The 24,655-nt window shown below is 70.5% G+C and carries 21 protein-coding genes and 1 tRNA gene; 17 read left to right on the top strand and 5 right to left on the bottom strand.

What is annotated here, in order from left to right:
* Nucleotides 1-83: 83 nt before the first annotated feature.
* Together FCN22_RS15195 and FCN22_RS15200 are read left to right on the top strand one after the other, a co-directional pair.
* Complete coding sequence (locus FCN22_RS15195) at nt 84-521, top strand: molybdenum cofactor biosynthesis protein MoaE (protein ID WP_137122402.1); 438 nt, start codon at nt 84-86, stop codon at nt 519-521.
* Between the two features lie 11 nt (nt 522-532).
* Nucleotides 533-1,612, top strand: coding sequence for a YlbL family protein (locus FCN22_RS15200; protein ID WP_137122403.1), 1,080 nt, complete (start codon nt 533-535; stop codon nt 1,610-1,612).
* Here FCN22_RS15200 and FCN22_RS15205 read toward each other — a convergent pair.
* Complete coding sequence (locus tag FCN22_RS15205) at nt 1,609-2,148, bottom strand: PPA1309 family protein (protein ID WP_137122404.1); 540 nt, start codon at nt 2,146-2,148, stop codon at nt 1,609-1,611. The genes FCN22_RS15200 and FCN22_RS15205 overlap by 4 nt on opposite strands.
* A gap of 105 nt (nt 2,149-2,253) precedes the next feature.
* On the opposite strand from FCN22_RS15205, the gene FCN22_RS15210 reads away from it, so the two are divergent.
* The 4 genes from FCN22_RS15210 to FCN22_RS15225 all read left to right on the top strand — a co-directional run bounded on the left by FCN22_RS15210 (nt 2,254) and on the right by FCN22_RS15225 (nt 7,084).
* A complete protein-coding gene (locus tag FCN22_RS15210; protein ID WP_238384768.1) occupies nt 2,254-5,316 on the top strand; it encodes a UPF0182 family membrane protein in 3,063 nt (1,020 codons plus the stop codon).
* A gap of 62 nt (nt 5,317-5,378) precedes the next feature.
* Nucleotides 5,379-5,455 (top strand) — tRNA-Met (locus FCN22_RS15215).
* A 207-nt stretch (nt 5,456-5,662) separates the two neighbouring features.
* A complete protein-coding gene (locus tag FCN22_RS15220) occupies nt 5,663-6,136 on the top strand; it encodes a hypothetical protein (RefSeq protein WP_137122405.1) in 474 nt (157 codons plus the stop codon).
* Nucleotides 6,137-6,250: 114 nt separating this feature from the next.
* Complete coding sequence (locus tag FCN22_RS15225) at nt 6,251-7,084, top strand: SDR family oxidoreductase (RefSeq protein ID WP_137122406.1); 834 nt, start codon at nt 6,251-6,253, stop codon at nt 7,082-7,084.
* A 12-nt stretch (nt 7,085-7,096) separates the two neighbouring features.
* Here the strand turns inward: FCN22_RS15225 and FCN22_RS15230 are convergent, their stop codons facing one another.
* From FCN22_RS15230 to FCN22_RS15240, 3 genes are read right to left on the bottom strand one after another with little or no spacing between them, the layout of a single operon-like run.
* On the bottom strand, nt 7,097-7,429 hold the full coding sequence (locus tag FCN22_RS15230) for a YqfO family protein (protein ID WP_137122407.1): 333 nt from the start codon (nt 7,427-7,429) through the stop codon (nt 7,097-7,099).
* A 37-nt stretch (nt 7,430-7,466) separates the two neighbouring features.
* A complete protein-coding gene (locus tag FCN22_RS15235) occupies nt 7,467-8,396 on the bottom strand; it encodes a pseudouridine-5'-phosphate glycosidase (protein ID WP_137122408.1) in 930 nt (309 codons plus the stop codon).
* Entirely contained in the window at nt 8,393-9,550 is a 1,158-nt protein-coding gene (locus FCN22_RS15240; protein WP_137122409.1) for a carbohydrate kinase, read from the bottom strand. The genes FCN22_RS15235 and FCN22_RS15240 overlap by 4 nt, the downstream gene beginning before the upstream one ends.
* Before the next feature lie 224 nt (nt 9,551-9,774).
* Between FCN22_RS15240 and FCN22_RS15245 the strand changes: the two genes are divergently transcribed.
* The 11 genes from FCN22_RS15245 (at nt 9,775) to FCN22_RS15295 (ending at nt 22,605) form a co-directional block, all read left to right on the top strand.
* Complete coding sequence (locus tag FCN22_RS15245; protein ID WP_137122410.1) at nt 9,775-11,184, top strand: NAD(P)/FAD-dependent oxidoreductase; 1,410 nt, start codon at nt 9,775-9,777, stop codon at nt 11,182-11,184.
* A 9-nt stretch (nt 11,185-11,193) separates the two neighbouring features.
* Nucleotides 11,194-11,862, top strand: a complete 669-nt coding sequence (locus tag FCN22_RS15250) for a nucleotidyltransferase family protein (protein ID WP_238384769.1) — start codon at nt 11,194-11,196, stop codon at nt 11,860-11,862.
* A 102-nt stretch (nt 11,863-11,964) separates the two neighbouring features.
* Nucleotides 11,965-12,852 (top strand): AAA family ATPase, encoded by an 888-nt coding sequence (locus FCN22_RS15255; protein WP_238384770.1) that lies wholly within the window; start codon nt 11,965-11,967, stop codon nt 12,850-12,852.
* 6 nt (nt 12,853-12,858) lie between these two features.
* Nucleotides 12,859-13,971, top strand: a complete 1,113-nt coding sequence (locus FCN22_RS15260) for a vWA domain-containing protein (RefSeq protein ID WP_238384771.1) — start codon at nt 12,859-12,861, stop codon at nt 13,969-13,971.
* On the top strand, nt 13,964-15,148 hold the full coding sequence (locus FCN22_RS15265) for an XdhC family protein (protein ID WP_137122411.1): 1,185 nt from the start codon (nt 13,964-13,966) through the stop codon (nt 15,146-15,148). The genes FCN22_RS15260 and FCN22_RS15265 overlap by 8 nt, the downstream gene beginning before the upstream one ends.
* Before the next feature lie 144 nt (nt 15,149-15,292).
* Entirely contained in the window at nt 15,293-15,763 is a 471-nt protein-coding gene (locus FCN22_RS15270) for a (2Fe-2S)-binding protein (RefSeq protein WP_137122412.1), read from the top strand.
* A complete protein-coding gene (locus FCN22_RS15275) occupies nt 15,760-18,258 on the top strand; it encodes a xanthine dehydrogenase family protein molybdopterin-binding subunit (RefSeq protein ID WP_137122413.1) in 2,499 nt (832 codons plus the stop codon). The genes FCN22_RS15270 and FCN22_RS15275 overlap by 4 nt, the downstream gene beginning before the upstream one ends.
* Complete coding sequence (locus FCN22_RS15280; RefSeq protein ID WP_137122430.1) at nt 18,258-19,109, top strand: FAD binding domain-containing protein; 852 nt, start codon at nt 18,258-18,260, stop codon at nt 19,107-19,109. Before FCN22_RS15275 ends, FCN22_RS15280 begins: the two co-directional genes overlap by 1 nt.
* Nucleotides 19,110-19,112: 3 nt before the next feature.
* Nucleotides 19,113-19,847 (top strand): SRPBCC family protein, encoded by a 735-nt coding sequence (locus FCN22_RS15285; protein WP_137122414.1) that lies wholly within the window; start codon nt 19,113-19,115, stop codon nt 19,845-19,847.
* A 65-nt stretch (nt 19,848-19,912) separates the two neighbouring features.
* Complete coding sequence (locus FCN22_RS15290) at nt 19,913-21,199, top strand: M16 family metallopeptidase (RefSeq protein ID WP_137122415.1); 1,287 nt, start codon at nt 19,913-19,915, stop codon at nt 21,197-21,199.
* Nucleotides 21,196-22,605, top strand: a complete 1,410-nt coding sequence (locus tag FCN22_RS15295) for a M16 family metallopeptidase (RefSeq protein ID WP_137122416.1) — start codon at nt 21,196-21,198, stop codon at nt 22,603-22,605. The genes FCN22_RS15290 and FCN22_RS15295 overlap by 4 nt, the downstream gene beginning before the upstream one ends.
* 21 nt (nt 22,606-22,626) lie before the next feature.
* Here the strand turns inward: FCN22_RS15295 and FCN22_RS15300 are convergent, their stop codons facing one another.
* Nucleotides 22,627-24,525, bottom strand: a complete 1,899-nt coding sequence (locus FCN22_RS15300) for a glycoside hydrolase family 15 protein (RefSeq protein ID WP_238384772.1) — start codon at nt 24,523-24,525, stop codon at nt 22,627-22,629.
* Nucleotides 24,526-24,655 lie beyond the last annotated feature (130 nt).

A 24,655-nucleotide genomic window follows, 5' to 3' on the forward strand; every position in this document is an offset into this window, starting at 1 on the left:
GGCCGTCTCGGGCGCTGCCGGCGTGGCGCACAGCGACGGCTGCAATCATGCCCCGTCGACGCATCAGGAGGGTGAGCACGAGCATGGAGCAGACCGACCGCACCGGGGTCGTGATGGCCGAGGTCAGGGACACACCCCTTTCCGTGGACGAGGTGATGGCAGCCGTGCGGCACCCCCGCGCCGGCGCCATCGCCACCTTCGTCGGGATCGTCCGGGAGCGTGACCACGACCGCGACGTCACCGGGCTCGACTACTCGGCGCACCCCACGGCCGTGGCAGCTCTGACCGAGATCGCGGAGCGCCTGGCCGCCCGACCCGACGTGCTGGCCATCGCAGCCGTCCATCGCACCGGCGCGCTCGAGATCGGGGACCTGGCCGTGGTCGCGGCCGTGAGCGCGCCCCACCGGGCGCCTGCCTTCGAGGTATGCCGTGAGCTCATCGACACGCTCAAGGCGCAGGTTCCCATCTGGAAGCACCAGCAGTTCACCGACGGCACGGACGAGTGGGTGGGGCTTCCGTGACGGATGGGCCCGTGCCCGCGCCACCGCATACCGGCATCAGCCGCCGCACCGCCGCCGCGCTCGCCCTCGTGGTCATCGCGATCGCCGTGGCGGCGGCGATGAGCCTCATCCACCTGCCCTACGCGATCTACCGTCCGGGGCCGGCCACCAACACCCTCGGCACCATCGACGGCAGGCAGATCATCACGGTCAAGGGGACCAGGACCTACCCGACGGCGGGCGCCCTCGACTTCACCACGGTCTCCCTCTACGGCGGGCCCAACTACCCGGTGAACGTCTGGGACTGGGTCAGCGCCGAGCTCGACTCCTCCAGCGAGGTCGTCCCGGTCAAGGAGGTCTTTCCCCAGAACGTGAGCGGGAAGAAGATCCAGCAGCGCAACACCGCGGAGATGCAGGGGTCTCAGGACGAGGCGAAGGTCATCGCCCTGCGAGCGATCGGCAAGAAGGTTCCCGAGGACGTGGTCATCGCGGCGGTCCTGCCGAAGGCGCCCGCCCAGGGTGTACTGCGCGAAGGAGACCTCATCCGCAAGGTCCGCGGGACGCCGGTTCCCGATCTTGCCGCGGCGCAGCGGCTGATCGAGAAGGAGAAGGCGGGCACCCGCGTGCCCATGACGGTGGAGCGCAAGGGCAAAAACCTGTCCCTGCAGGTGCCGACCGGCAAGTCCGGTGGCCGGACCGTGGTCGGCGTCTACCTGGCTCCCCGCTTCCACTTCCCGGTGGACGTCAACATCTATGCCGGCCACGTGGGTGGCCCGTCAGCCGGGATGATGTTCAGCCTCGGCATCTACGACACGCTGACCCCGGGCAAGCTGACGGGAGGAGTGCGGTTCGCCGGCACCGGGACCCTCGACAGCCAGGGCAACGTCGGCCCGATCGGCGGGATCCGGCAGAAGCTCGTGGGCGCCCGCGACGCCGGCGCTCAGTGGTTCCTCGCCCCGGCCGCCAACTGCGACGAGGTGGTCGACCACGTCCCGGACGGTCTGCAGGTGGTCAAGGTCTCGACGTTCGACCAGGCCCGGCACCTGGTCAAGCAGATCGGGCAGGGCGAGCGGGCCGACCTGCCCCGTTGCACCGGGGTCGAGAAGCCCTAATCCTGCAGGGTGACTGCCAGGGCGTGCACCAGGCCGGGCGCCAGGTCCTTGCCGACCGCCACGTCGTCGTCGTTGTCGTGGTCCCGCTGACGCAGCAGGCAGATCGACTCGCCCTCACGCAGCACCGCAACGAGCAGCCGCACGTCCTTGCGTGCCGGGTGGGCGGCGAGCACCTCGGTCGCCTGGTCGGGGTCCGCGGGCAGGTCCTGTTCCGCGTCGGGCGGCACCACGATGCGCTCCACGGCGAGGGCGACGCCGTCCACCTCGGGCGGCCACGCCAAACGGCCGAGCAGCGACTCCAGGGAGGAGGTGTGCGGCATACCCTCCTGCTCGATGGCGGTGAAGCCGTCCGGGTCGGAGGACCCCAGCTCGGCCGCGAGCTGGGGCTCCCGCTCGAGCAGCCCGGCGGTGCGGACCAGCGCGAACAGGCGGGGAGCCTGGTCCCAGCCGGCCGCGCCGACGTGCCGCTCGGCGTCGATCGCCGAACGGGCCAGGGGGCTGAGGGCGTGCTGGACCGGTGAGCTCACGGCCACCATGCTGCCGCATGCAGGGTGGTGCCGGGAACCATCCCCCGCTCAGTTAGGTTGGACCCCACACAAGAGCGTGCGTGGGCACGGCCAGCGGCGAGATCGGGTGTATCGGTGACACAGCGGGACTGGTTCGGCCAGGGCGGCAGGGGCGGCGACGACGGAGAAGGCTCCGGCGGCCCCAGAAGCCGGGGTCCCCGTCCGGGCGGGCACGTGCCCGGTGGACGACGGCCGCGAGCGCTCGTCCCGACCCTGGTGATCGTCGCGGTGATCGTCATCCTCGTCGCGGTCGGCGCCCAGCTGTGGACCGAGAAGCTCTGGTTCGACAGCGTCGGCTTCGCCCAGGTGTTCCGCACCGAGCTCATCACCAAGGTCCTGCTCTTCCTCGCCGCCGGCGTCGTGACGGCCGCCGTGATCGCCTCCAGCCTGCTCATCGCCTACCGGACCCGCCCGATCTATGCCCCCGTCACCGCGGAGCAGCGCAACCTCGACCACTACCGGGAGATGCTCGAGCCGCTGCGGCGCCTCGCGTTCATCGCGCTGCCGGCAGCCGTCGGACTCTTCGCGGGCATCGCCGCCGCCGCCCAGTGGAAGACCGTCCTGCTGTGGATCAACCGGGTGCCGTTCGGCAGCACCGATGCCGCCTTCCACAAGGACATCGGCTTCTTCGTCTTCACGCTCCCGTGGCTGGACTTCCTCACCGGCTTCTTCACCATGATCCTCATCCTGGGTGCGCTCGCGGCGGCTCTGACGCACTACGTCTACGGCGGCCTGCAGCTGCAGGGCCGCGGCGCCCACACGACGACCGCCGCCCGCATCCACCTGTGCGTGCTGCTCGCGGCCATCGTGCTGGTCCGGGCGGCCAGCTACTGGCTGGACCGCTACGACCTGACCACCAAGGAGTCCCACCTGATCACGGGCATCACCTACACCGATGCCCACGCGGTGCTGCCGACCAAGGCCATCCTGGCCGTCGCGGCGATCGTCTGCGCCGCACTGTTCATCTCCACGATCTGGACCCGGTCGTGGCGCTTCCCGCTGCTGGGGCTGTCGCTGCTGCTGGTCCTCGCCGTGGCGGTCGGTGGCATCTACCCGGCCCTGGTCCAGAACTTCAAGGTCAAGCCGTCCGAGAAGACCCTCGAAGCCCCCTACATCGAACGCAACATCAAGGCGACCCGCGCGGCCTACAACATCGATACCACCGACTCGGAGACCTACGACGCCACGACCACGGCCAACCAGGGCCAGTTGCGCGACGACGCGCAGACCATCCCCGGCATCCGGCTGGTCGACCCCAGCCTGGTCTCGCCGACCTTCCAGCAGCTGCAGGCGGTCAAGTCCTACTACAAGTTCGCCGACTCGCTCGACGTCGACCGCTACACGATCGACGGCAAGAGCCGGGACACGGTGATCGCCGTGCGCGAGCTCGACCTGTCCGGCGTGCCTGCCGACCAGCGCAACTGGATCAACGACCACACCGTCTACACCCACGGCTTCGGCGTCGTGGCGGCCTACGGCAACCAGCGGGGCGCCGACGGCCAGCCGGTCTTCTTCGAGAAGAACATCCCGCCGGTCGGTCCGCTCGGCAAGTTCGAGCCACGGATCTACTTCGGTGAGAAGTCACCGATCTACTCCATCGTGGGAGGACCCAAGGGGAGCACTCCTCGCGAGCTGGACTACCCCGACCAGAGCAAGACCGGGCAGAAGAACAACACCTACCAGGGCGACGGCGGGGTGCCGATCGGTTCCTTCTTCAAGAAGGCTGCCTATGCCATCAAGTACCGCAACCTGAAGATCATGCTCACCGACACGGTCAACTCCGACTCGCGGCTGCTCGACCACCGCAGCCCGCGCGAGCGGGTGCAGCGGGTCGCCCCCTGGCTCAAGGTCGACGGCAACCCGTACCCGGCGGTCGTGGACGGTCGGGTCAAGTGGATCGTGGACGGCTACACCACCTCGGCGCACTACCCCTACTCCTCGCTCCAGTCGATCGGGTCCGCGACCTCGGACGCCCTCACCGAGCGCACGACCAGCGTCAGCGCGATCCAGGCCGGCAAGGTCAACTACATCCGCAACTCGGTCAAGGCGACTGTGGACGCGTACGACGGGTCCGTGCACCTCTACGCGTGGGACAAGAACGACCCGGTGCTGCGGGCCTGGTCGAAGGCGTTCCACGGGTCGGTGGAGCCGATGGCCAAGATCGATGGCGACCTGATGTCGCACCTGCGTTACCCCGAGGACCTGTTCAAGGTCCAACGCACCCTCATGGCCAGGTACCACGTCACCGACCCGGAGTCGTTCTTCGGTGGTGGCGACTACTGGCTGGTGCCGGACGACCCGACGCAGGAGCAGGTCAAGGTGCCGCAGCCGCCCTACTACCTCAGCGTGGCGATGCCGGGCCAGAAGTCCCCCCAGTTCTCCCTGACCACCACCTTCATGCCGACGGGCGACCGGCCGGTGCTGGCCGGGTTCATGGCGGTGGATGCCAACGCCGGCGACAAGGACGGCAAGCGTCGCCAGGACTACGGCCAGATCCGGTTGCTCGAGCTGCCACGGGACACGACGGTCAAGGGCCCCGGTCAGGTCCAGAACGACATCGAGTCCTCCAACGTCAGCTCGCCACGGTTCCCGCAGACGCTGTCGCAGTTCCTGTCGCTGAACCGGCAGGAGGGCTCCCGGATCCAGCTCGGCAACCTGCTCACCCTGCCGGTCGGCGGCGGCATGCTCTATGTCGAGCCGATCTACGTCAGTGCCAAGACGGGCTCGTCCTACCCGCTGTCGCGGGCGATCGTGGCGGCCTTCGGCAACAAGCTGGCCTGGTCGGACACGCTGGACGGAGCGCTCGACGGTCTGTTCGGCGGCAACTCCGGCGCCACGGCGGGCGACTCTGGGTCACAGGGCTCGGAAGGCCCCACCCCGACGTCGTCGAGCTCCCCATCGTCCGGTCCCAGCTCCACCACGACCGGCAAGGTCGACAAGACCGCGCTCGACCAGGCTCTCGCGGAGGCGCAGCAGGCCTACAGCGACGGTCAGGCCGCGCTGAAGAGGGGCGACTTCGCGGCCTACGGCGAGGCGCAGAAGCGGCTCGAGGCGGCGCTCGCCAAAGCGGTGGCGGCGGCCCCGGAGGGTGGTTCGGTGACCATGCCCTCCGCGCCGTCGGGCACCAAGACTCCGTAACCGTGGGGACGCGGCGCCGATTTGCTCTGACCCTTGAGGTGCCGTATCGTCGTGGTTACCGACGCGGGGTGGAGCAGCTCGGTAGCTCGCCGGGCTCATAACCCGGAGGTCGCAGGTTCAAATCCTGCCCCCGCTACCACGTCGTAGCACGGCACGAGGCCCCTTCCAGATCCTGGAAGGGGCCTCGTGCCGTTGTACCGGCGGACTGCTGGCGTCGATGGTCGATGGTGCTCCGCTCCGCCCCCAGTCGGCTCGCCTCCACCCTTGACCTCAACGGGCCATTGACAGGCGGCCCGGGCAGTGGGAATCTAAAAATACGTTCAATTGTGTTTAGAAAGAGGTTCCCATGGCTGCCACCGCTGCTCACCCCTCCACCCCGCACACCACCACGGTCCATGGCGTCTCCGACGCTCTTCACCGCGCCCGGACCGAGCCGGCCTACGGCGCGTTCCTCGTGCTCTGGATCGGATTCATCGCCCTGCCCCTGCTGATGGGGTTGGACAAGTACGTCAACCTGATGACCAACTGGGAGAGCTACCTGGCCCCGTGGATCGTCAACCTGCTGCCGTTCAGCGCGCACACCGCGATGGTCATCGTGGGGAGCATCGAGGTGGTCGCCGCCATCCTGGTCTTCCTCCGGCCTCGCTATGCGTCGTATGTCGTGGCGTTGTGGCTCGCGGGCATCATCATCAACCTGCTCACGTACTCCGGCTTCTACGACGTCGCACTGCGTGACTTCGGCCTGCTGCTGGCGGCTGTCGCCCTGACCCGGCTCGCGGCGGTCTACGACAAGGGCTGGCGTCCCGAGGACAAGGCCTGACCTCCGGACAGGAGCCCGCCAGATCTGGGACGATGCCGATGGCGCGCGTCCGACGTCGTCCCAGGACCGTCGACAGGACTGGAGCGCACCTCGTCCAGAAGGAGAGGGGCCGACATGGGTTCGATCGCGGTGGTCACGGGGGCCAGCAGCGGAATCGGCTTGGCCGCCGCCCGGGCCCTGGCCGAGGCCGGGTGGCACGTCGTCGCCACGGCTCGCCGCCCCGACGCGGCGGACGCGTTGCGGCAGGTGGCGATGGAGCAGCAGGCCGTGGAGGTGCGGGCGCTCGACGTCACCAGCGACGCCTCGGTCGATGCGTGTCTCGGATCGGTCCTCGCCGACCACGGCAGTGTGGGCCTGCTGGTCAACAACGCGGGGGCTGGGCACCGCGGCACCTTGGAGCAACTCAGCATCCAGGCGCTGGCGCAGTCGATGGAGCTCAACTTCCTCGGGGTCGCGCGGGTGACCAAGGCCGTGCTGCCCGGCATGCGGGCCGCCAGAGCCGGCCGGGTCATCACCGTCACGAGCATGAACGGTGTGGTGGGTATGCCGTTCAGCGATGCCTACAACGCCTCAAAGTTCGCGGTCGAGGGCCTCATGGAGGGCCTGGCCGCGGTGATGCGCGAGTTCGGCGTGCACATCTCGGTGCTGGAGCCCGGACCGGTGCGCACCGCATTCTTCGCGAACCTCGGCGGCGCGGTGGGCAACATCACCACTGACGATCCCTACCGGGAGCTCATCGATCGCTACAACGCGATGATGGCCGACCTGGGTGGAGGCGGTCAGTCGCCCGGTTCCGTCGCCGACCTCATCTGCCAGATCGCCGCCGACCCCTCACCTGCGCTGCGCTACCAGTCGTCGGAGCAAGCGCGCAGCATCGCGGCGCAGAAGCTGGTCGACACCACCGGCCGGAGCATCCTGACCGCCACGGGGGCGTTGCTCCAGCCCTGAAGCTCTCTCGGATCAGTGCTCCGGGTCGGCGCACTCGATCAGGTGGAAGGCCGGCTCCTCGTAGGGGTGGGCTGCCCGCAGGGCCGCCACGACCGCGCGCCGCCGGCTCCTCGGGAGCATGACCTCGACCCGGTCCTCGGCGACGCGTTCGAGGTCGCCGACCGCACCGATCACCGGGTTCGCGCCGGCGACCGGCCGGAACTGGCCCGTGCCTCGCGCCGTGAAGGCGCACTCGCGGTAGTCACCCACTGCCCCGGCCCCCGCGGCGAAGATCGCGTCGAGGACGGACTGCGTCGCCCCGACTGGTGCGTAGAAGACGAGGACATCCCTGGGTCCGGCGTTCATGTCCGCCAACCTATCCGGCACCCTCCTCCGGCGCGGGTCACCCGGCGGTGTAGGCCGTGGCGATCTGTGCGCCGAGGACGGCGTTCTGCTTCACCAGCGCGATGTTGGCGGTGAGGCTCTCGCCGCCAGTGATCTCGACGATCCGGCCGAGCAGGTAGGGAGTCGCGTCCTTGCCGTGGATCCCGCGCTTATTCATGTCCGCGAGGGCCTGGTCGATGATGCCCGAGATGCGCTCAGAGGGGATCTCGTCCTGCGCGGCGATTGGGTTGGCCACGGCGATGCCGCCGGCGATGCCCAGATCCCACTTGGCGTGCATGATCGCGGCGATCTCCTCCGCGCCGTCGACGCGCAGCGGCGCCTCGAACCCGCTCTGGCGTGAGTAGAAGGCGGGGAACTCGTCGGTGCCGTTGCACAGGACCGGCACGCCGAGGGTCTCCAGCTTCTCCAGGGTCAGGCCGATGTCGAGGATGCTCTTGACCCCGGCGCTGATCACGGCGACCTCGGTGGTCGACAGCTCGGTGAGGTCCGCGCTCACGTCGAAGCTCTGCGGTGCCCCGCGGTGGACGCCGCCGAGCCCGCCAGTGACGAACACGCGGATGCCGGCCAGCGCGGCCAGGCGCATGGTGGCTGCCACGGTGGTGGCGCCGTGCTGCTCTCTCGCCACGACATACGGCAGGTCCCGGATGCTGACCTTCGCGACGTCGGGGGCCGATGCGAGCAGCTCCAGGTCGTCCGGCTCGAGGCCGATCCGCGGCTTTCCGTGCAGCACCGCGATGGTCGCCGGGACCACGTCGTGGCTGCGCAGGATCTGCTCGACCTCGGTGGCCATGGCGACGTTCTGCGGGTAGGGCATGCCGTGGCTGATGATCGTGCTCTCGAGGGCCACGACAGGACGGCCGTCGCGCAGGGCCTGCTCGACCTCGGGGGTCAGGGTGAGGGCGGGGTGTGGTGCGGTCCGTGTCGTCATGGGGTCTTGGTGCCTTCCGGGATGTGCTGGGTCTCTTGGGTGTCTTGGGCCTGCTGTTGCAGGACGTCCTGGATGAGCCGGGGCGTCAGGTCCGGTCGGACGGTGTGGGTGCTCTGGATGGTCAGCGCGGCGGCCGCGTGACCGTGCCGTGCCGCAACGGCCGGCTCGTGGCCGGTGAGGAGCGCGTGGGCGAACGCCGCGAGCATGGCGTCCCCGGCGCCGGTCACGTCCACCACCTCGACCGGCCAGGCGGCGATGAGCTGGTGCCCTTCGCCGGCGGTGCTGAAGAGGCTGCCGTGTGCGCCGAGGCGCACCCAGACGTGGTGCACGCCGCGGTCGTGCAGCGACGACACGGCGGCGAGCAGCTGTGGCTCGGTGCCCGCCGGCAGGCCGGTGATGGCCTGCAGCTCGTCGCGGTTGGGGGTGATGGCGAACAGCGGCCGGTCGGCTTGGATGAGGGCCGCGAGGGCGGCCGATTTCGGCACACTGACCGGCTCGAGGACGCACCGGACGCCGGCGGCGTGGCCGAGGTCGAGGGCGGCGGCAACGGTGTCCGCAGGCAGGTTGCCGTCGAGCAGGAGCAGGTCGGCGTTGCCGATGAGGTCCCTCGCGCCGGTCACGTGCTCGGGCCGCAGCTCCTGCGTCGCGGTCATGTCGGAGACGGCCACGGCCAGCTCGCCGTCGGCGTCCAGCACGGCCGTGTAGGTGCCGGTGGGGCCGTCACTGCGGTGCAGATGGTCCAGGTGCACCCCGGCCTCACGGGTGTCGGCGAGCAGCCGTTCGCCTGCCGGGTCCCGGCCGACGACGCAGATTAGGTGGGTGTTGGTGCCGAGGCGGGCCAGGGCTTCGGCGATGTTGCGCCCGACCCCGCCGGGGGACATCGAAGCGTGACCCGGGTTGCTGGTGCCCGGCGTGACGGAGCGTGCGCTGCGGGCCTTGACGTCCAGGTTGGCCCCGCCGATCACGACGACCGCCCGGTCCTCGCGCAGGATGTAGCCGCGGCCGAGGATGGCCCCCTTCTTGCCGAGGTTTGACAGGTGCACGTTGACCGCGGCCCGGCTGCTGGCGACGCGTTCGGCGATCTGGGCGGGGGTGATCATCGGGTCCGCCCGCAACAGCGCGACGATCTCGCGCTCCCGCTCGGTCAACGTCATACTAGAAAGAGTAAAGGAACTTTAGGTTTCTAAGCAAGTCGACCGACCGCACAGCGACGGGCGGTCGCTGCGCTCGCGGGATCAGCTCCAGTCTGCCGTTGCCAAGCAGGGAGCTTCGGGCGTGACGCGTCAGACAACGCGGCCGGGATTGTCCCGGCCGCCGCGGTCGCTGAACCGGGGGGAAGGCCGCCATGATGGGTGGACCACGACGTTGGAGGACAGCGATGAGCGCCGACCAGACGGTACCGACGGCACCCGCGACCGGGCGACGGGGGCGACACCGGGTGGTGGTGATCGGCTCGGGCTTCGGTGGCCTGTTCGGGGCCAAGGCCCTCAAGAAGGCCGACGTCGACCTCACCCTCGTCGCCCGGACGACCCACCACCTGTTCCAGCCGCTGCTCTACCAGGTCACCACCGGCATCCTGTCCGAGGGCGAGGTCGCCCCCTCGACCCGAGAGGTGCTGAGCCGGCAGAAGAACGCCGACGTGGTGCTCGGAGAGGTGACCGACATCGACCTCGAGCACCGCACCGTCACCGCGCACGTCCTCGAGCGCGAGCACACCTATGACTACGACAGCCTGATCGTGGCCGCCGGTTCGGGACAGTCCTACTTCGGGCACGAGGAGTTCGCCGACAACGCGCCCGGCATGAAGAGCATCGATGACGCCCTCGAGCTGCGAGGACGGATCTTCGGGTCGTTCGAGCTGGCCGAGCTGGCCGCAGCTGCGGGGCGCACCGAGGACGTCGACCGGCTGATGACCTTCGTGGTGATCGGTGCGGGCGCGACCGGGGTCGAGATGGCAGGGCAGATCGCCGAGCTGTCCAAACGGACGCTGCGTCACGACTTCCGGCACATCGACCCCACCCGGGCGCGGATCATCATGCTGGATGCGATGGACTCGGTCCTCGGCTCCTTCGGCGACCGCCTCGGTGGCAAGGCGGCCCGGCGACTTCGCAAGATGGGGGTGGAGATCCGACTCGGTCAGAAGGTCGTCGACGTGGACCGCACCGGGATCGTCGTGGAGCACCAGGACGGCCGGCGGGAGCGGATCGACGCGGTCGCCAAGGTCTGGGCGGCCGGCGTCTCCGCCAGCCCCCTCGGCCGGCAGCTGGCCGACCAGGTGGGCCTGCAGGTCGACCGGGCCGGCCGGATCCCGGTGCAGCCCGACCTGACCCTGCCGGGTCACCCGGAGGTCTTCGTGGTCGGCGACATGATCACCCTCGACCACCTCCCCGGGGTGGCGCAGGTGGCCATCCAGTCGGCGCGGTATGCCGCGGACCAGATCCACCGCCGGCTGGAGGGTCGTGAGACCGGGCAGCCCTTCCACTACTTCGACAAGGGCAGCATGGCGACGATCTCGCGGTTCAGTGCGGTCGTCAGCATCGGCAGGCTGCGGATGTCAGGTCTGCTCGGCTGGTTGCTGTGGCTCGGGGTCCACCTGTTCTACATCATCGGCTTCAAGAGCCGTATCACCACGCTGTTGCACTGGGTGGTGAGCTTCCTCGGTCGTGGCCGGGCCCAACGGACGGTGACCGAGCAGCAGACCTTCGCCAGGCTCGCGCTGCAGCAGCTCGGCAAGGACTTCCGGCCCTCGCTGGACCGGCCGGGCCAGACCCGGCGCGACGAGGACTGACCCGGTCGGGTGAGCGACGCGTCGGCGAGCCATGGCGTCCGCGGGGTATGCCGTGTGGCCGGGCTGCTGCTCGCGGCTGGGGCCGGGCGCCGCGCCGGTGGGCCGAAGGCTCTCCGCACCGACGGGGTGAGGGGCGCACGGCAGGACGCCACCTGGGCCGAGCGAGGGGCCGAGGTGCTGCTGACCGGCGGCTGTGACCAGGTGACGGTGGTGGTGGGCGCGGCCTCGGAAGCAGTTGCCGAGCGGCTGGCCGACTGGCCGGTGCAGGTGGTGGAAGCAGCCGACTGGGCGCAGGGACTGGGCTCCTCCCTGCGAGCGGGCCTGGTGGCGTTGATGGTCCGAGCTGACGTGGCTGCAGATCACGGTGGGCCGGACGAGTCGCCGTGCTGTGCCTGCGTGCACCTCGTGGACCTGCCGGACGTCGGCGCCGACGTCGTGGCCCGACTGCTCCCGCGCGCCACACCGGACGCTCTCGTCCGGGCGTCCTACGCCGGCAGGGTCGGCCACCCCGTGCTGATCGGCCGCAACCACTGGGCCGGAGTCTGCGAGACGGTGGACGGCGACCGCGGCGCCGGGGCCTACCTGCGCAGCCACGGCGCGCAGCTCGTGGAGTGCGCGGATCTCGCGACCGGCGCCGACGTCGACTCGCCGCCGGCACCGAAGACTGGTCCCGGCTGATCCGGCCCAGGGGTTCCGGGTAGCCGCGCGACCACTTGTGCGGACGGCATACGCTGCGGTCATGAAGTCCTGAGATCGACCCTCGAGACAGGAGGCTACGGCGTGCGGGAGTGCACATCACCGGACGAGGTCGCCGCCGGGCTGCACAGGACCGGCTACCTGGCGGATGACGGGCTGTCGACGATCACCTTCCTGGCGCTGGCGATGCAGCGGCCGCTGCTGCTCGAGGGCGAGCCCGGCACCGGCAAGACGGCACTGGCCGAGGGCTTGGCGCAGGTCCTCGACGTCCCGCTGGTCCGACTGCAGTGCTACGAGGGCATCGACGCGAGCCAGGCCCTCTACGACTGGGACTTCCCCCGGCAGATCCTCCACCTGCGCGCCGTGGAGGCCGCCGAGTCGGCGGAGCCGGGTCTCGATGTCGAGCAGCTGGAGGGAACGCTGTTCGCCGATCGCTACCTGCTGGACCGGCCCATCCTGCGTGCCTTGCGCGCCGGGGGAGCGGTGCTGCTCGTCGACGAGATCGACCGTGCCGACGACGAGTTCGAAGCCTTCCTGCTCGAGGTGCTGTCGACCGGACAGGTCACGATCCCGGAGTACGGCGTGGTGCGCGCCGAGGTGCCTCCGGTGGTCGTGCTGACGTCCAACCGCACCAGAGAGCTGCACGACGCCCTCAAGCGCCGGTGCCTCTACCACTGGCTGGACCATCCGAGCCTTGCGCGCGAGGTCCAGATCATCCGCACCCGGCAGCCCGAGGTGTCCGGGCAGCTCGCGGAGCAGGTGGCTCGAGCCGTCCATCGGATGCGCGAGCCGGGAGACCTGCTCAAACCGCCGGGAGTGGCGGAGTCGCTCGACTGGGCGCGGGCGCTGCACCGGCTCGGCCACGCCGACCTCGACAACGAGGCGGCGGGCACCACCCTGGGCGCGGTACTGAAGTACCGCGAGGACGCCGACCGGGTGCGGGGGCGGCTCGACGCGGTGCTGGCCGGGTGAGGGCGCGTGGTCCAGGAGGTGCTCGCGGCCGACGAGGGTCTCGTCGCCTTCGCGCGCGTGCTGCGGCAGGCCGGGATGGCGGTGACGGCCGACCGGACCCAGGCGTTCCTGCGAGCCACCGCCCTCGCCGGGGCCGGTGACCGCCGCGGCGTCTACTGGTCGGGGCGAGCCACCCTGTGCGCCTCGCCCGACGATCTCGACTGCTATGACAAGGCATTCGAGATCTGGTTCTCCGACGAGGACCTGCCACGGCGGCGGCGCACCGACGCTCCTCCCGTCACGGTCGCACAGGCGGCCCTGACCGCGCAGCCGGGGTCGGAGCAGGCGCAGCGCGACGACCGGCCCCTGGCCGCCATCGCGAGCGGCGACGAGGTGCTGCGGCACCGGGACATCGCCCAGCTCTCACCGGCCGAACGGCGGCGGCTCGAGGCACTCTTCGGCGACCTGCGGGTGCGTCCGCCGCGACGGCGGAGCCTGCGCCGCGGGCCGCACCGGCACGGCGAGATCGATCCGCGCCGCACCCTGCGCGACCAGCTCGGCCGTGCCGGCGAGCCCGGCCCGCTGCGCCGGCGGCGTCGGCAGACCCGTCCCCGCCGGGTCGTGTTGCTGCTCGACGTCTCCGGGTCGATGGAGCCGTATGCCGACTCGCACCTGCGCCTGGCGCACCGGATGCTGCGCGTGGCGCCGAGGGGGGTCGAGGTCTTCACCATCGGCACCCGGTTGACCCGGGTGACGCCCGCGCTGTCGTTGCGTGACCCGGACGCGGCCCTCCGGGCGGCGGGGGCGAGCATCCCCGACTGGTCCGGCGGGACCCGGCTGGGCGAGGTGCTGCGGGCGTTCTGCCTGCGTTGGGGCCAACGCGGTCTCGCCCGGGGAGCGGTCGTGGTGATCGCGTCGGACGGCTGGGAGCGGGGGGACCCGGGGCTGTTGGGGGAGCAGGTGGCCCGGCTGCACCGGCTCGCGCACGCGGTGGTCTGGGTCAACCCGCACCGCGGGCAGGAGGGCTATCGGCCCGTCCAGGGCGGTATCGCCGCCGCCCTCCCGCACGTCGACCGGCTCGTGGCCGGTCACTCGATGGCGTCGTTCGCCGAGCTCTTGGAGGTGGTGGCTCATGCGTGAGGTCCTGTCCGAGCTGATGCAGTGGTGGAGCACTGGTGAGAACGCGGTGCTCGGCACCGTCGTGGGCACCTGGCGGTCGGCGCCGCGCCAGCCCGGAGCCTCGATGCTGGTGGGACCGGACGAGACCGTGGTCGGGTCGGTCAGCGGGGGCTGCGTCGAGGGTGCGGTCTACGAGCTCGCCCGTGAGGTGGCGCAGCGCGGGACTCCGGAGCTGGTGCGCTACGGCGTGAGCGACGACGACGCCTTCGCCGTGGGCCTGACGTGCGGCGGCATCCTCGACGTCTTCGTCGAGAACATCTCTCCCGAGACGTTTCCCGTGCTCGACCAGGTCGCGCAGGACATCGACGAGGGCCGTCCCGTGGCCGTCGCGACCGTGGTCGAGCACCCCGACCCCGGGTGGCTCGGCCGCCGGCTGGTGATCCGCCCGGTGCCACCCGGCGACGACGGTGGGGACGATGTCGCCCATCCACAGGTGCACCGCGGGGTCGTGGTGACCGGCACCCTGGGGTCGGACCGCGCGGACGGGGCGGTGGCCGACGACGTCGCCGGCCTGTTGGCGAACGGGCGCAACGAGCTGCTCACCTACGGACCGGACGGGCAGCGCCGGGGCGAGGGGATGCGGGTGTTCGCAGCCTCCTACGCGCCACCCCCGCGGATGCTCGTGTTCGGGGCGATCGACTTCGCGGCGGCGGTGGCACGGGTCGGCTCGTTCCTCGGCTATCGGGTCACCGTGTGCGATGCCCGGCCGGTGTTCGCCACCGCGACCCGCTTCCCGGGGGCGGACGAGGTCGTCGTGGAATGGCCGCACCGCTACCTGAGGGCACAGGCCGAGGCGGGCTCCCTCGACAACCGCACCGTGGTCTGCGTGCTGACCCACGACCCGAAGTTCGACGTGCCGCTGCTGCAGGCCGCGCTCGAGCTGCCGCAGCTGGCCTACATCGGCGCAATGGGCTCGCGCCGCACCCACGCCGAGCTGGCCGAGCAGCTGCGGGAGATCGGTGTCACCGACGATCAGCGGTCCCGGATCAGCAGCCCGATCGGGCTCGACCTCGGGGCCCGCACCCCCGAGGAGACGGCCATCTCCATCGCCGCCGAGATCATCCAGCTGCGCTGGGGCGGCAGCGGCTCCCGTCTGGCAGCGACGGAGGGCCGGATCCACCACGACACCGTGCCCTGAACGGCTGCCCCCACAAACGGTTTTCATCGTTCCCCTTGTATTCGGTGGGCAGGGGCGGTTGGGTGAGAGCCACACGGGTCCGGTCCGGCGTCGCCACGGAACGGCTCCTGCCCGGTCCTCGGCGACGATGGAGGGTAGGTAGGGATGACCCGCATCACGATGACCGTCGATGGTGTCAACTACACCGACGACGTCGAGAACCGCACGCTGCTCGTGCAGTACCTGCGCGAACAGCTGGGCAAGACCGGCACGGTGGTGGGTTGCGACACCACCAACTGCGGGGCCTGCACGGTCCATCTCGACGGACGCAGCGTGAAGTCCTGCACCGTGCTGGCGGTGCAGGCCGACGGCCACGAGGTCCGGACGGTGGAGGGACTGGCGACGGACGGTGAGCTCGCCCCGATCCAACAGGCCTTCCACGACTGCCACGCCCTGCAGTGTGGCTTCTGCACGCCCGGGATGATGATGCAGTCGCTCGACCTGCTGGCCGAGAACCCCGATCCCACTGACGAGGAGATCCGGGAGGGACTCGAGGGCAACATGTGTCGTTGCACGGGCTACCAGAACATCGTCAAGGCGGTCCGGCAGGCTGCCGGAACGGGGGCACAGTCATGACGGCCCTCGACGAGACCACGACGGCTCCGGCCGCGGAGATCGGCTCTCCACGCAAGCGCAAGGAGGACCAGCGGCTGATCACCGGGCGCACGCGCTACACCGACAACATCACCCTGCCCGGCATGCTGCACCTCGGCATGGTGCGCAGTCCCCTCGCGCACGCCACGATCACCGGTATCCAGACCGACGACGCGAAGGCCTCACCCGGCGTGGTGGCCGTCTACACCGGCGCCGACCTGGCCGCGGCGCACGGCAGCCTGCCCAACGCCTGGCCGGTCACTCCGGACCAGAAGGCCCCGGAGCACCACGCGGTGGCCGTCGACCGGGTCGCGTTCGCCGGCGAGATCGTCGCCGTGGTCGTCGCGCGCAGTCCACGCGAGGCGCGGGACGCGACCGAGCTGGTCGAGGTGGACTACGACGACCTCGAGCCGGTGCTGGACCTGGAAGCGGCGGCCGCGGGCCCGCCATACGCACATCCTGATCTCGGCACCAACGAGTCGGCGACCTGGATCTTCGACTCCGCCGAGGCGGGCACCGGCTCCGACGTCGAGGCGGCGATCGACCAGGCACGCGGCGACGGCGTGGTGATCGAGCGCACCTACCGCCAGCAGCGGCTGATCCCCGCGTTCATGGAGCCCCGGTCGACCGTGGTCGACCCCACCAGCGAGCAGATCACCATGTGGTCGGCGACCCAGGTGCCGCACATCCTGCGACTCATGCTCGCGCTGACCTGCAACATCTCGGAGAGCAAGCTGCGGGTCATCGCCCCGGACGTCGGCGGCGGGTTCGGCGGCAAGCTCCAGGTGACCCCGGAGGAGGTGACCACGCTGCTGGTGGCGAACCGGCTCGGCAAGCCGGTGAAGTACACCGAGACTCGCAGTGAGTCGCTCGTGGCCGGCCACCACGGACGCGACCAGGTGCAGCGGCTCACCCTCTCGGCGACCAAGGAGGGCATCGTCACCGGCCTCAAGGTCGACCTGCTGGCCAACATGGGCGCCTACCTGGGTCTGGTGACCTCGGGGGTGCCAGTGCTCGGGGCGTTCATGTACAACTCGATCTACAAGTTCCCGGCCTATCGGTTCACCTGTCACAACATCTTCACCAACCTGACGTGGACCGACGCCTACCGCGGCGCCGGACGTCCGGAGGCCACCTTCGCCATCGAGCGGCTGATGGACGACCTCGCGGCGGAGCTCCAGATGGACCCGATCGAGCTGCGGCGCAAGAACTGGATCCGCCACGAGGAGTTCCCCTTCACCACCGTCGCCGGTCTGGAGTACGACAGCGGCAACTACGAGGCCGCGACCGACAAGGCACTGGAGCTCTTCGGCTACGACGAGCTGCGGTCGGAGCAGCAGCGGCGCCGGGAGTCGAACGACCCCGTCCAGCTCGGCATCGGCACGTCGACCTTCACCGAGATGTGTGGCCTCGCCCCCTCACGGGTCCTCGGCTCACTCGCCTACGGCGCCGGCGGCTGGGAGAACGCCCAGGTCCGGATGCTGCCCTCCGGCAAGGTCGAGGTCGTCACCGGCGCGAGCGCCCACGGCCAGGGGCACGAGACGGCGTGGAGCCAGATCGTGGCCGACCGGCTCGGCGTCGCGTTCGAGGACGTCGAGGTCCTGCACGGCGACACCCAGGTCTCGGTCAAGGGCCTGGACACCTATGGATCGCGCTCGCTCTCGGTCGGCGGCATCGCCGTGGTCAAGGCCGCGGACAAGGTGATCGAGAAGGCTCGCCACGTGGCCGCCCACCTGATGGAGGCGAGCGAGGACGACCTCGAGTTCTCCGGTGGTCGGTTCAGCGTCAAGGGCACCGACAAGGGGATGGCGATCGGGGAGATCGCGCTCGCCGTCTTCGCCGCACACAACCTGCCCGACGGGATGGAGCCCACGCTGGACTCCGACGCCACCTACGACCCGGTCAACTTCTCCTTCCCGCACGGCACCCACCTCGCGGCGATGGAGGTCGACACCGAGACCGGCGCGGTGAAGCTGCGCAAGTACGTCTGCGTCGACGACGTCGGGATCGTGGTCAACCCGCTCATCGTCGAGGGCCAGGTCCATGGCGGACTGGTGCAGGGCATCGCCCAGGCGCTCTTCGAGGAGGCGGTGTATGACGACCAGGGCACCTTGGTCACGGGGTCCTTCGTGGACTACCTCGTGCCGAGTGCCGCGGACGTGCCCGACTTCATCACCGATCGCACCGAGACCCCGTCGACCACCAACCCGCTCGGGGTCAAGGGGGTCGGGGAGGCAGGCACCATCGCCTCGACCCCGGCGATCGTCAACGGCGTGCTGGACGCGATCCGGCACCTCGGCGTGCAGGACCTCACCATGCCGTGCACTCCCAGTCGGGTCTGGCAGGCACTGCAGTCGCGTGAGCAGGGTGAGCCGGCGTCGGTGCAGCCGACCAACCCCGAGCAGACCTCGGGCAACCTCAACAGCAGCGGGGTCATCAGTCCCGAACAGGGCCCCCGGACCGAAGGCGGTGCGTGATGATCCCCGCGGCGTTCGACTACCACGCGCCCACGAGCGTCGAGGAGGCTCTCCGGCTGCTCGCCGAGAGCGGTGACGACGTGAAGGTGCTGGCTGGTGGACAGAGTCTCCTGCCGGTGCTCAAGCTGAGGCTCGCTGCCCCCGAGGTCGTCGTCGACCTCGGGCGCATCGACGCGCTGCGGGGAGTGCGGGAGGACGGGGAGGCCCTCGTCATCGGCGCCATGACGCCGCACCACGAGGTCGCGTCCGACCCGCTGGTCCAGCAGCACGCCCTGTTGCTGCGCGAGGCGACACGCACCGTCGCTGATCCGCAGGTGCGCCACCGCGGCACCTTCGGTGGTGCCCTCGCCCACGCCGACCCGGCCGGTGACCTGCTGGCGCCGTGCCTGGCCCTCGACGCCGAGTTCGTCATCGCCGGGCAGGGCGGCACCCGCACGGTCGCGGCAGCCGACTTCTTCCAGGACTACTTCACGACGGCCATCGACGACGGCGAGATCCTCACCGGGGTGCGCGTGCCCAAGCACACCGGGTGGCGGGCCCACTACGAGAAGTTCTCACGCGTCGCCCAGCAGTGGTCCATCGTCGCGATCGCCGTGACGCTTCGCTCCGAGGGCGGCACGATCAGCGAGGCCCGGGTGGCCCTGACCAACATGGGCACGGTGCCGATCCGTGCGACGGCGGCCGAGCAGGCCCTGGCGGGCGTGGCCGCGACACCGGAGGCGGTCGCCCAGGCAGTCGCGGGAATCGCCGAGGGCACCGAGCCCCCGAGCGACCTCAACGGCGACGCCGACTACCGGCGGCACCTCGCCACCGTGCTGGCGCGCCGGGCGGTCCTGGCGGCGGCGGGCTGAGGCATGGACCTGGAGCACCGGTTCACCGTCGGCACGAGCGTGGAGGAGACCTGGGCCGCCTTCAACAACCTGGAACGGGTGGCGCCATGCTTCCCCGGCGCCACCCTGACCTCGGTCGACGGAGACGAGTTCCGCGGCTCCGTCAAGGTCAAGCTCGGCCCGATCGCCTTGCAGTACAACGGCACCGGCCAGTTCGTCGAGCGCGACGAGGCGAGCCGTCGGGCGGTCATCGAGGCCAAGGGCCGCGACAAGCGGGGCAATGGCACGGCGGCGGCGACGGTGACCGCCCGTTTCAGCCCGGATGACGCGGGCACGCTGGTCGAGGTCACCACCGACCTGGCGATCACAGGCAAGCCCGCACAGTTCGGCCGCGGTGTCATCCAGGACGTGAGCGACAAGCTGCTCGGCCAGTTCGTCACCTGCCTGCAGGACAAGCTGGGCGGCGGGTCCACCGAGGGCGAGGCCGTGACCGAGGGCGCCACGGAAGCGTCTGAAGCGGCTGAGGCGGACGGCATACCGGCATCGGCGACCGCCCCACCGTCTCCGGCTGCCCCGTCGCCGGTCGCACCTGCACCACCGAGGCAGGCGCGCGCGCCGGAGCCCGCACCGGACGTCCAGCTGGACCTGTGGAGCACCATCGCGCCGGTGCTGGCCAAGCGCTACGCGCCGCTGGTCCTCACCGGGCTCGGTGGGCTGGTCGTCGGGATCCTGCTGGGACGTCGGCGCAGCGGCGCCTGAACCGATCAGCCGCCGCGGCGGACGGGTGAGGCAGCGTCCCGCGAGCGGTCACCTATGGTGGGCAAATGCCGCTGGACTATCCCATCGCCGAGCGCACCCTCCCGGGTGGACTGCGCGTCATCGTCTCCGAGGACCACACCGTCCCGGCCGTCACCGTCAACCTGTGGGTGGGGGTGGGATCCCGCCACGAGAGCGAGGGCCGCACCGGGTTCGCCCACCTCTTCGAGCACCTGATGTTCCAGGGCTCGCGCCAGGTCGAGAGCGGAGAGCACTTCTCGGCGCTGATGGCGCAGGGCGGGCGGCTCAACGCGACGACCTGGTTCGACCGCACCAACTACTTCGAGACGGTGCCCAAGGGCGCCTACGAGCTCGCGCTCTGGTTGGAGGCCGACCGGCACGGTTACCTGCTCGATGCGGTCAACCAGGACAACCTCGACAACCAGCGCGACGTGGTCAAGGAGGAGAAGCGGCAGCGCTACGACAACCAGCCCTACGGCAACGCCCTGATCGACATCTACGCCACCGTCTTCCCCAAGGGCCACGCCTACCACCACCCGACCATCGGGTCGATGGAGGACCTGGACGCCGCCAGCCTCGAGGACGTGCACGCCTTCTACCGCCGGCACTACACGCCGGACAACACGGTGCTGACCCTCGTCGGAGACCTCACTCCCGAGGAGGGATTCGCTGCGGCAGAGCGGTATTTCGGGCCGTTGCCGGCCCGGTCGGCGCCCGTCGCCATGCCCACCGAGCCGTTGGCCCCCCTCACCGAGCCGGTGCGCGAGGAGCGGGTCGAGGACGTCCCCAACGACCGCCTGCACCTCGCCTTCCGGCTCCCGGTCGACGACACCCCCGAGTTCTTCGCCTCCGCCCTCGCCCTGGACGCGCTGGCCGGGCTGGCGACGTCCCGGCTCTACCAGCGACTGGTGCGCCGGGAGCAGGTCGCGACGAACGTCTCGGCCCACGCGATGGGTCTGGTCGACGGGGTCTCGCTCGGCTTCATCGGCATCGACGTGGCCGAGGGGACCAGTGCCGACGACGTCGAGGCGACGGCCATGGCCGAGCTCGAGCGGTTCGGCGATGACGGGCCGACCGCCGTCGAGATGGAGTCCGCCCTGGCCGACAGCGAGCGGTCGTGGCTGTCCGCGCTGGCGAGCCAGGAGGAGCGCGCCGACCTGATCAGCCACCACGCGCTGCTCCAGGGAGACGCGCATTACGTCAACACCTACCTGGACCGGCTGGCGGAGATCACGCCGGAACAGGTGCGTGACGCCGCTCGCCGCTGGTTGCAGCCGCGATCGGCCGCCGTCGTGGCCTACCTCACCACGAGCACCGAAGGAGTGAGCCGATGAGCGCCCAGCCGACGAGGACCGAAGAGCTGGTGCCCCGGCCGCAGGTGAGCGACCCGGAGCCGTGGGCGTTCCCCGCGAGCACCACGACGAAGCTCGACAACGGACTGACCGTCGTGGCCTACGACGTGCCGGGGCAGTATGTCGTGTCGGTGCGCCTCGCCGTCCCGGCACCACTCGCCGCCGAGCCCCGCGAGGTCGAGGGCGTGGCGGGCATCATGTCCCGCACCATGGACGAGGGCACGAAGCGGCATACCGGGGAAGAGCTGGCGGAACTGTTGGAGCGCAAGGGGATCGCGCTCGGGGCCGGCATGGCCGAGACCGGACTGCTCGTGGACGTCGACGTCGCCCAGCGGCACCTGGGTGCGGCCCTCGAGCTGCTGGCCGAGTGCCTGAGCGAACCCGTCTTCCCGGAGGTCGAGGTGTCCCGGCACGTCAGGACCCGGCTGGCCGAGATCGACCACGAGCGCGCCATCGGGAGTGCACGCGCCGCGATGGAGTTCATCAAGACCTACTTCGAGTCCGGAGCGCGGGCGTCCCGGCCCGCGGGGGGCACGAGGGAGACGGTGGCCGCGATCAGGCGGGCGGACGTCGCGGCCTACCACGCGGCCCACGTGCGTCCCGACGGCGCGACCCTGGTGGTGGCCGGCGACCTGGCCGACCTCGACCTGGCGGCGGAGCTCGAGCGCAGCATGGGCTCCTGGCAGGGGCCGGCGACCGACGTCGCCGCCGACGTCTCGCCGGCAGCCCCTGTGGCCGATGACGGCCCGGCGGCCGACCGCCGGGCCGCGGACGCCCACCGGATCGTCTTCGTGGACCGGCCCGGCTCGGTCCAGACCGAGCTCTATGTGGGCACGCACGGTCCGGACCGTCGCGTCGACGGTGGCTGGGCGCCATACCCCGTCCTCGGTTTCGTGCTGGGCGGCTCACCGGGTGCCCGGATCGATGCCGTGCTGCGGGAGGAGAAGGGCTACACCTACGGCATCCGGGCCGGCTTCCGGCCACGCCACAGGGGTGGGTTGTTCGCCGCCTCCGGCTCGGTCCGCGCCGACGTCACCGCCGAGGCGCTCGGACTGTTGCTCGACCAGCTCGACGGGGCGCGCGCCGGTTTTACGCAGGATGAGACCAAGGCCGGCGTGGACTACATCGGCAAGACCGCCCCGGGGCGCTACGCGACCGCCGACGCCATCGCGGACGAGGCGGTCATGCTGGCGCTCGACGGGCTGACCACGGAATTCACCACCGCCAACCTGACCGACCTGCTGACCGTCGACCCGGCCCGGCTGGACGACGCCTACCGGCGCTTCGTGACGGGCGAGTGGACCGTGGTCCTCGTGGGCGATGCCGGCCTGCACGCCGAGTCCGTCCGCGCCCTCGGGCGGGGCGAGGTGACGGTCGTCCCCGCCTGACTGTCAACCAGGGGAGCGGCGCTAGTGGGAGTCGTAGCCGTCGCGCTCCGCCGCCATCACCTTGAGCACCGCGTTGACCAGGCCGAGGTGAGTGAAGGCCTGGGGGAAGTTGCCGAGGTGCCGTCCGCTCGAGGCCTCGATCTGCTCGGCATACAGGCCGAGCGGGGTGGCCAGGCTGAGCAGGCGCTCGCACAGGTGCCGCGCCCTGCGGTGCTCGCCGATGATCGACAGGCAGGCCACCAGCCAGAACGAGCAGATGGTGAAGGTGCCCTCCTCGCCGGAGAGCCCGTCGTCGGTGCGGTCGACGCGGTAGCGCAGCACCAGGCCGTCCACGGTCAGCTCGTCGGCGATGGCCAGCACGGTGGCCCGCAACCGCTCGTCGTCGGGAGGCAGGAACCCCACGAGGGGGATCAGCAGGGTCGAGGCGTCGAGCGCGTCGGTGTCGTAGTGCTGGGTGAACACGCCTCGGCTGTCGACGCCGTGGGCGCAGATGTCGGCGTGCATCTCGTCGGCGGCCTCCTGCCAGCGCCGGGCGAGCTCGTGGTTCTCCCGCACCCGGGCCAGCTTGACGCCCCGGTCGACGGCCACCCAGCACATCACCTTGGACGAGGTGAAGTGCTGCGGTTCGCCGCGCACCTCCCAGATGCCGCGGTCCGGCTCGGTCCAGTGCTCGATCGCCTGGTCGACGAAACCCGCCAGGATCTGCCACAACCGATCGTCCAGCATGTCCCGCGAGCTGGTGTGGATCCAGACCGAGTCGAGCAGCGTGCCCCACACGTCGTGCTGCTTCTGGTCGAACGCTCCGTTGCCGATGCGCACGGGCTTGGCGCCGCCGTGGCCCTCGAGATGGGTGAGGACCTCCTCCGAAAGGTCCTTCGCCCCGTCGATGCCATACATGATCTGCAGGCCGTCGGACGCCTCGGCCAGGTCGGCCATGAACCAGAAGAAGTCGTTGGCCTCCCAGTCGAGGCCCAACGCGTCCAGCGCCCACAGAGCGAGCGTCGAGTCGCGGATCCAGGTGTAGCGGTAGTCCCAGTTGCGTTCTCCTCCAGGCGTTTCCGGCAACGACGTCGTGGGAGCGGCAATCAACGCGCCGGTCGGCGCGTAGGTCAGCCCCTTCAGTGTGAGCGCGCTGCGTTCCAGGTGACTGCGCCAGGGGTGGTCGGGGAAGTTGCCCCGAGCCAGCCAGTGCTGCCAGTGGTGGGCCGTCCAGACCTGGCGCCGGTAGGCCTCCTCATAGGAGTGCGGCGGCTCGTGCTCGGTCCAGGACAGTGCGACGTAGTGGGTGTCGCCCTCCTTCATCAGGGTGCGAGCCGTCGCCTGCGGCCCTTCGAAGCCCACTCGCATGTCAGTCGTGAGCCTGACCCTGGGGTCCTGCTCGTCGCCCTCGGCAACGGCGTCGTGGTAACCGTCGCCCAGGTAGGACCACCGCGCCCGCCGACGGCCGTAGTCGAAGACGGGATGGCAGTTCAGCACCAGCTGGACCTCGCCGTTGACGCAGCGGACGGTCCGCAGCAGCACATGCTCCGCGTCGTAGTCGGTGGGCGCGCGCCGGTAGAGGTGCGCCCGCTCCGTCTCGTGGTGCCAGGGACCCATCAGGAGGGCGTCCCGGACGATGATCCAGCCGCCCGGAGTGCCCCAGGACGTCTCGACGATCATCGTGCCCGGCACGTAGCGGCGGGCGTTGGGCACCAGCTGGTCGGCGGGACCGAGGCGAAATCCGCCGGCGTCGCGATCCAGGATGGCACCGAACACGCTCGGCCCGGCCATGTGCGGCAGGCACATCCACTCGATGTTGCCGCTCGGAGCGATCAGCGCGGTCGTCTGGCAGTCGGAGATGAAGGCGTAATCGCCGATCGGCGGGAACGCCGAGCGCGCGTCTTCCGGCGGAAGGTCGATCTGTGGGTCGTGCGTCGTCACCGGCACCCCTTCCTGACACCGACAGCGTGCCGCACTTCCGGCTGCGGCGCTAGCCGCAATGCCGCGCAGTTAGTGGTGTTACGGATGTTGCCAGTGTGGCGGGTGTGTCGGCGTGTCGCGGGATGAAGCA

The sequence above is a fragment of the Segeticoccus rhizosphaerae genome (assembly GCF_005222685.1).
Lineage (GTDB): Bacteria > Actinomycetota > Actinomycetes > Actinomycetales > Dermatophilaceae > Segeticoccus > Segeticoccus rhizosphaerae.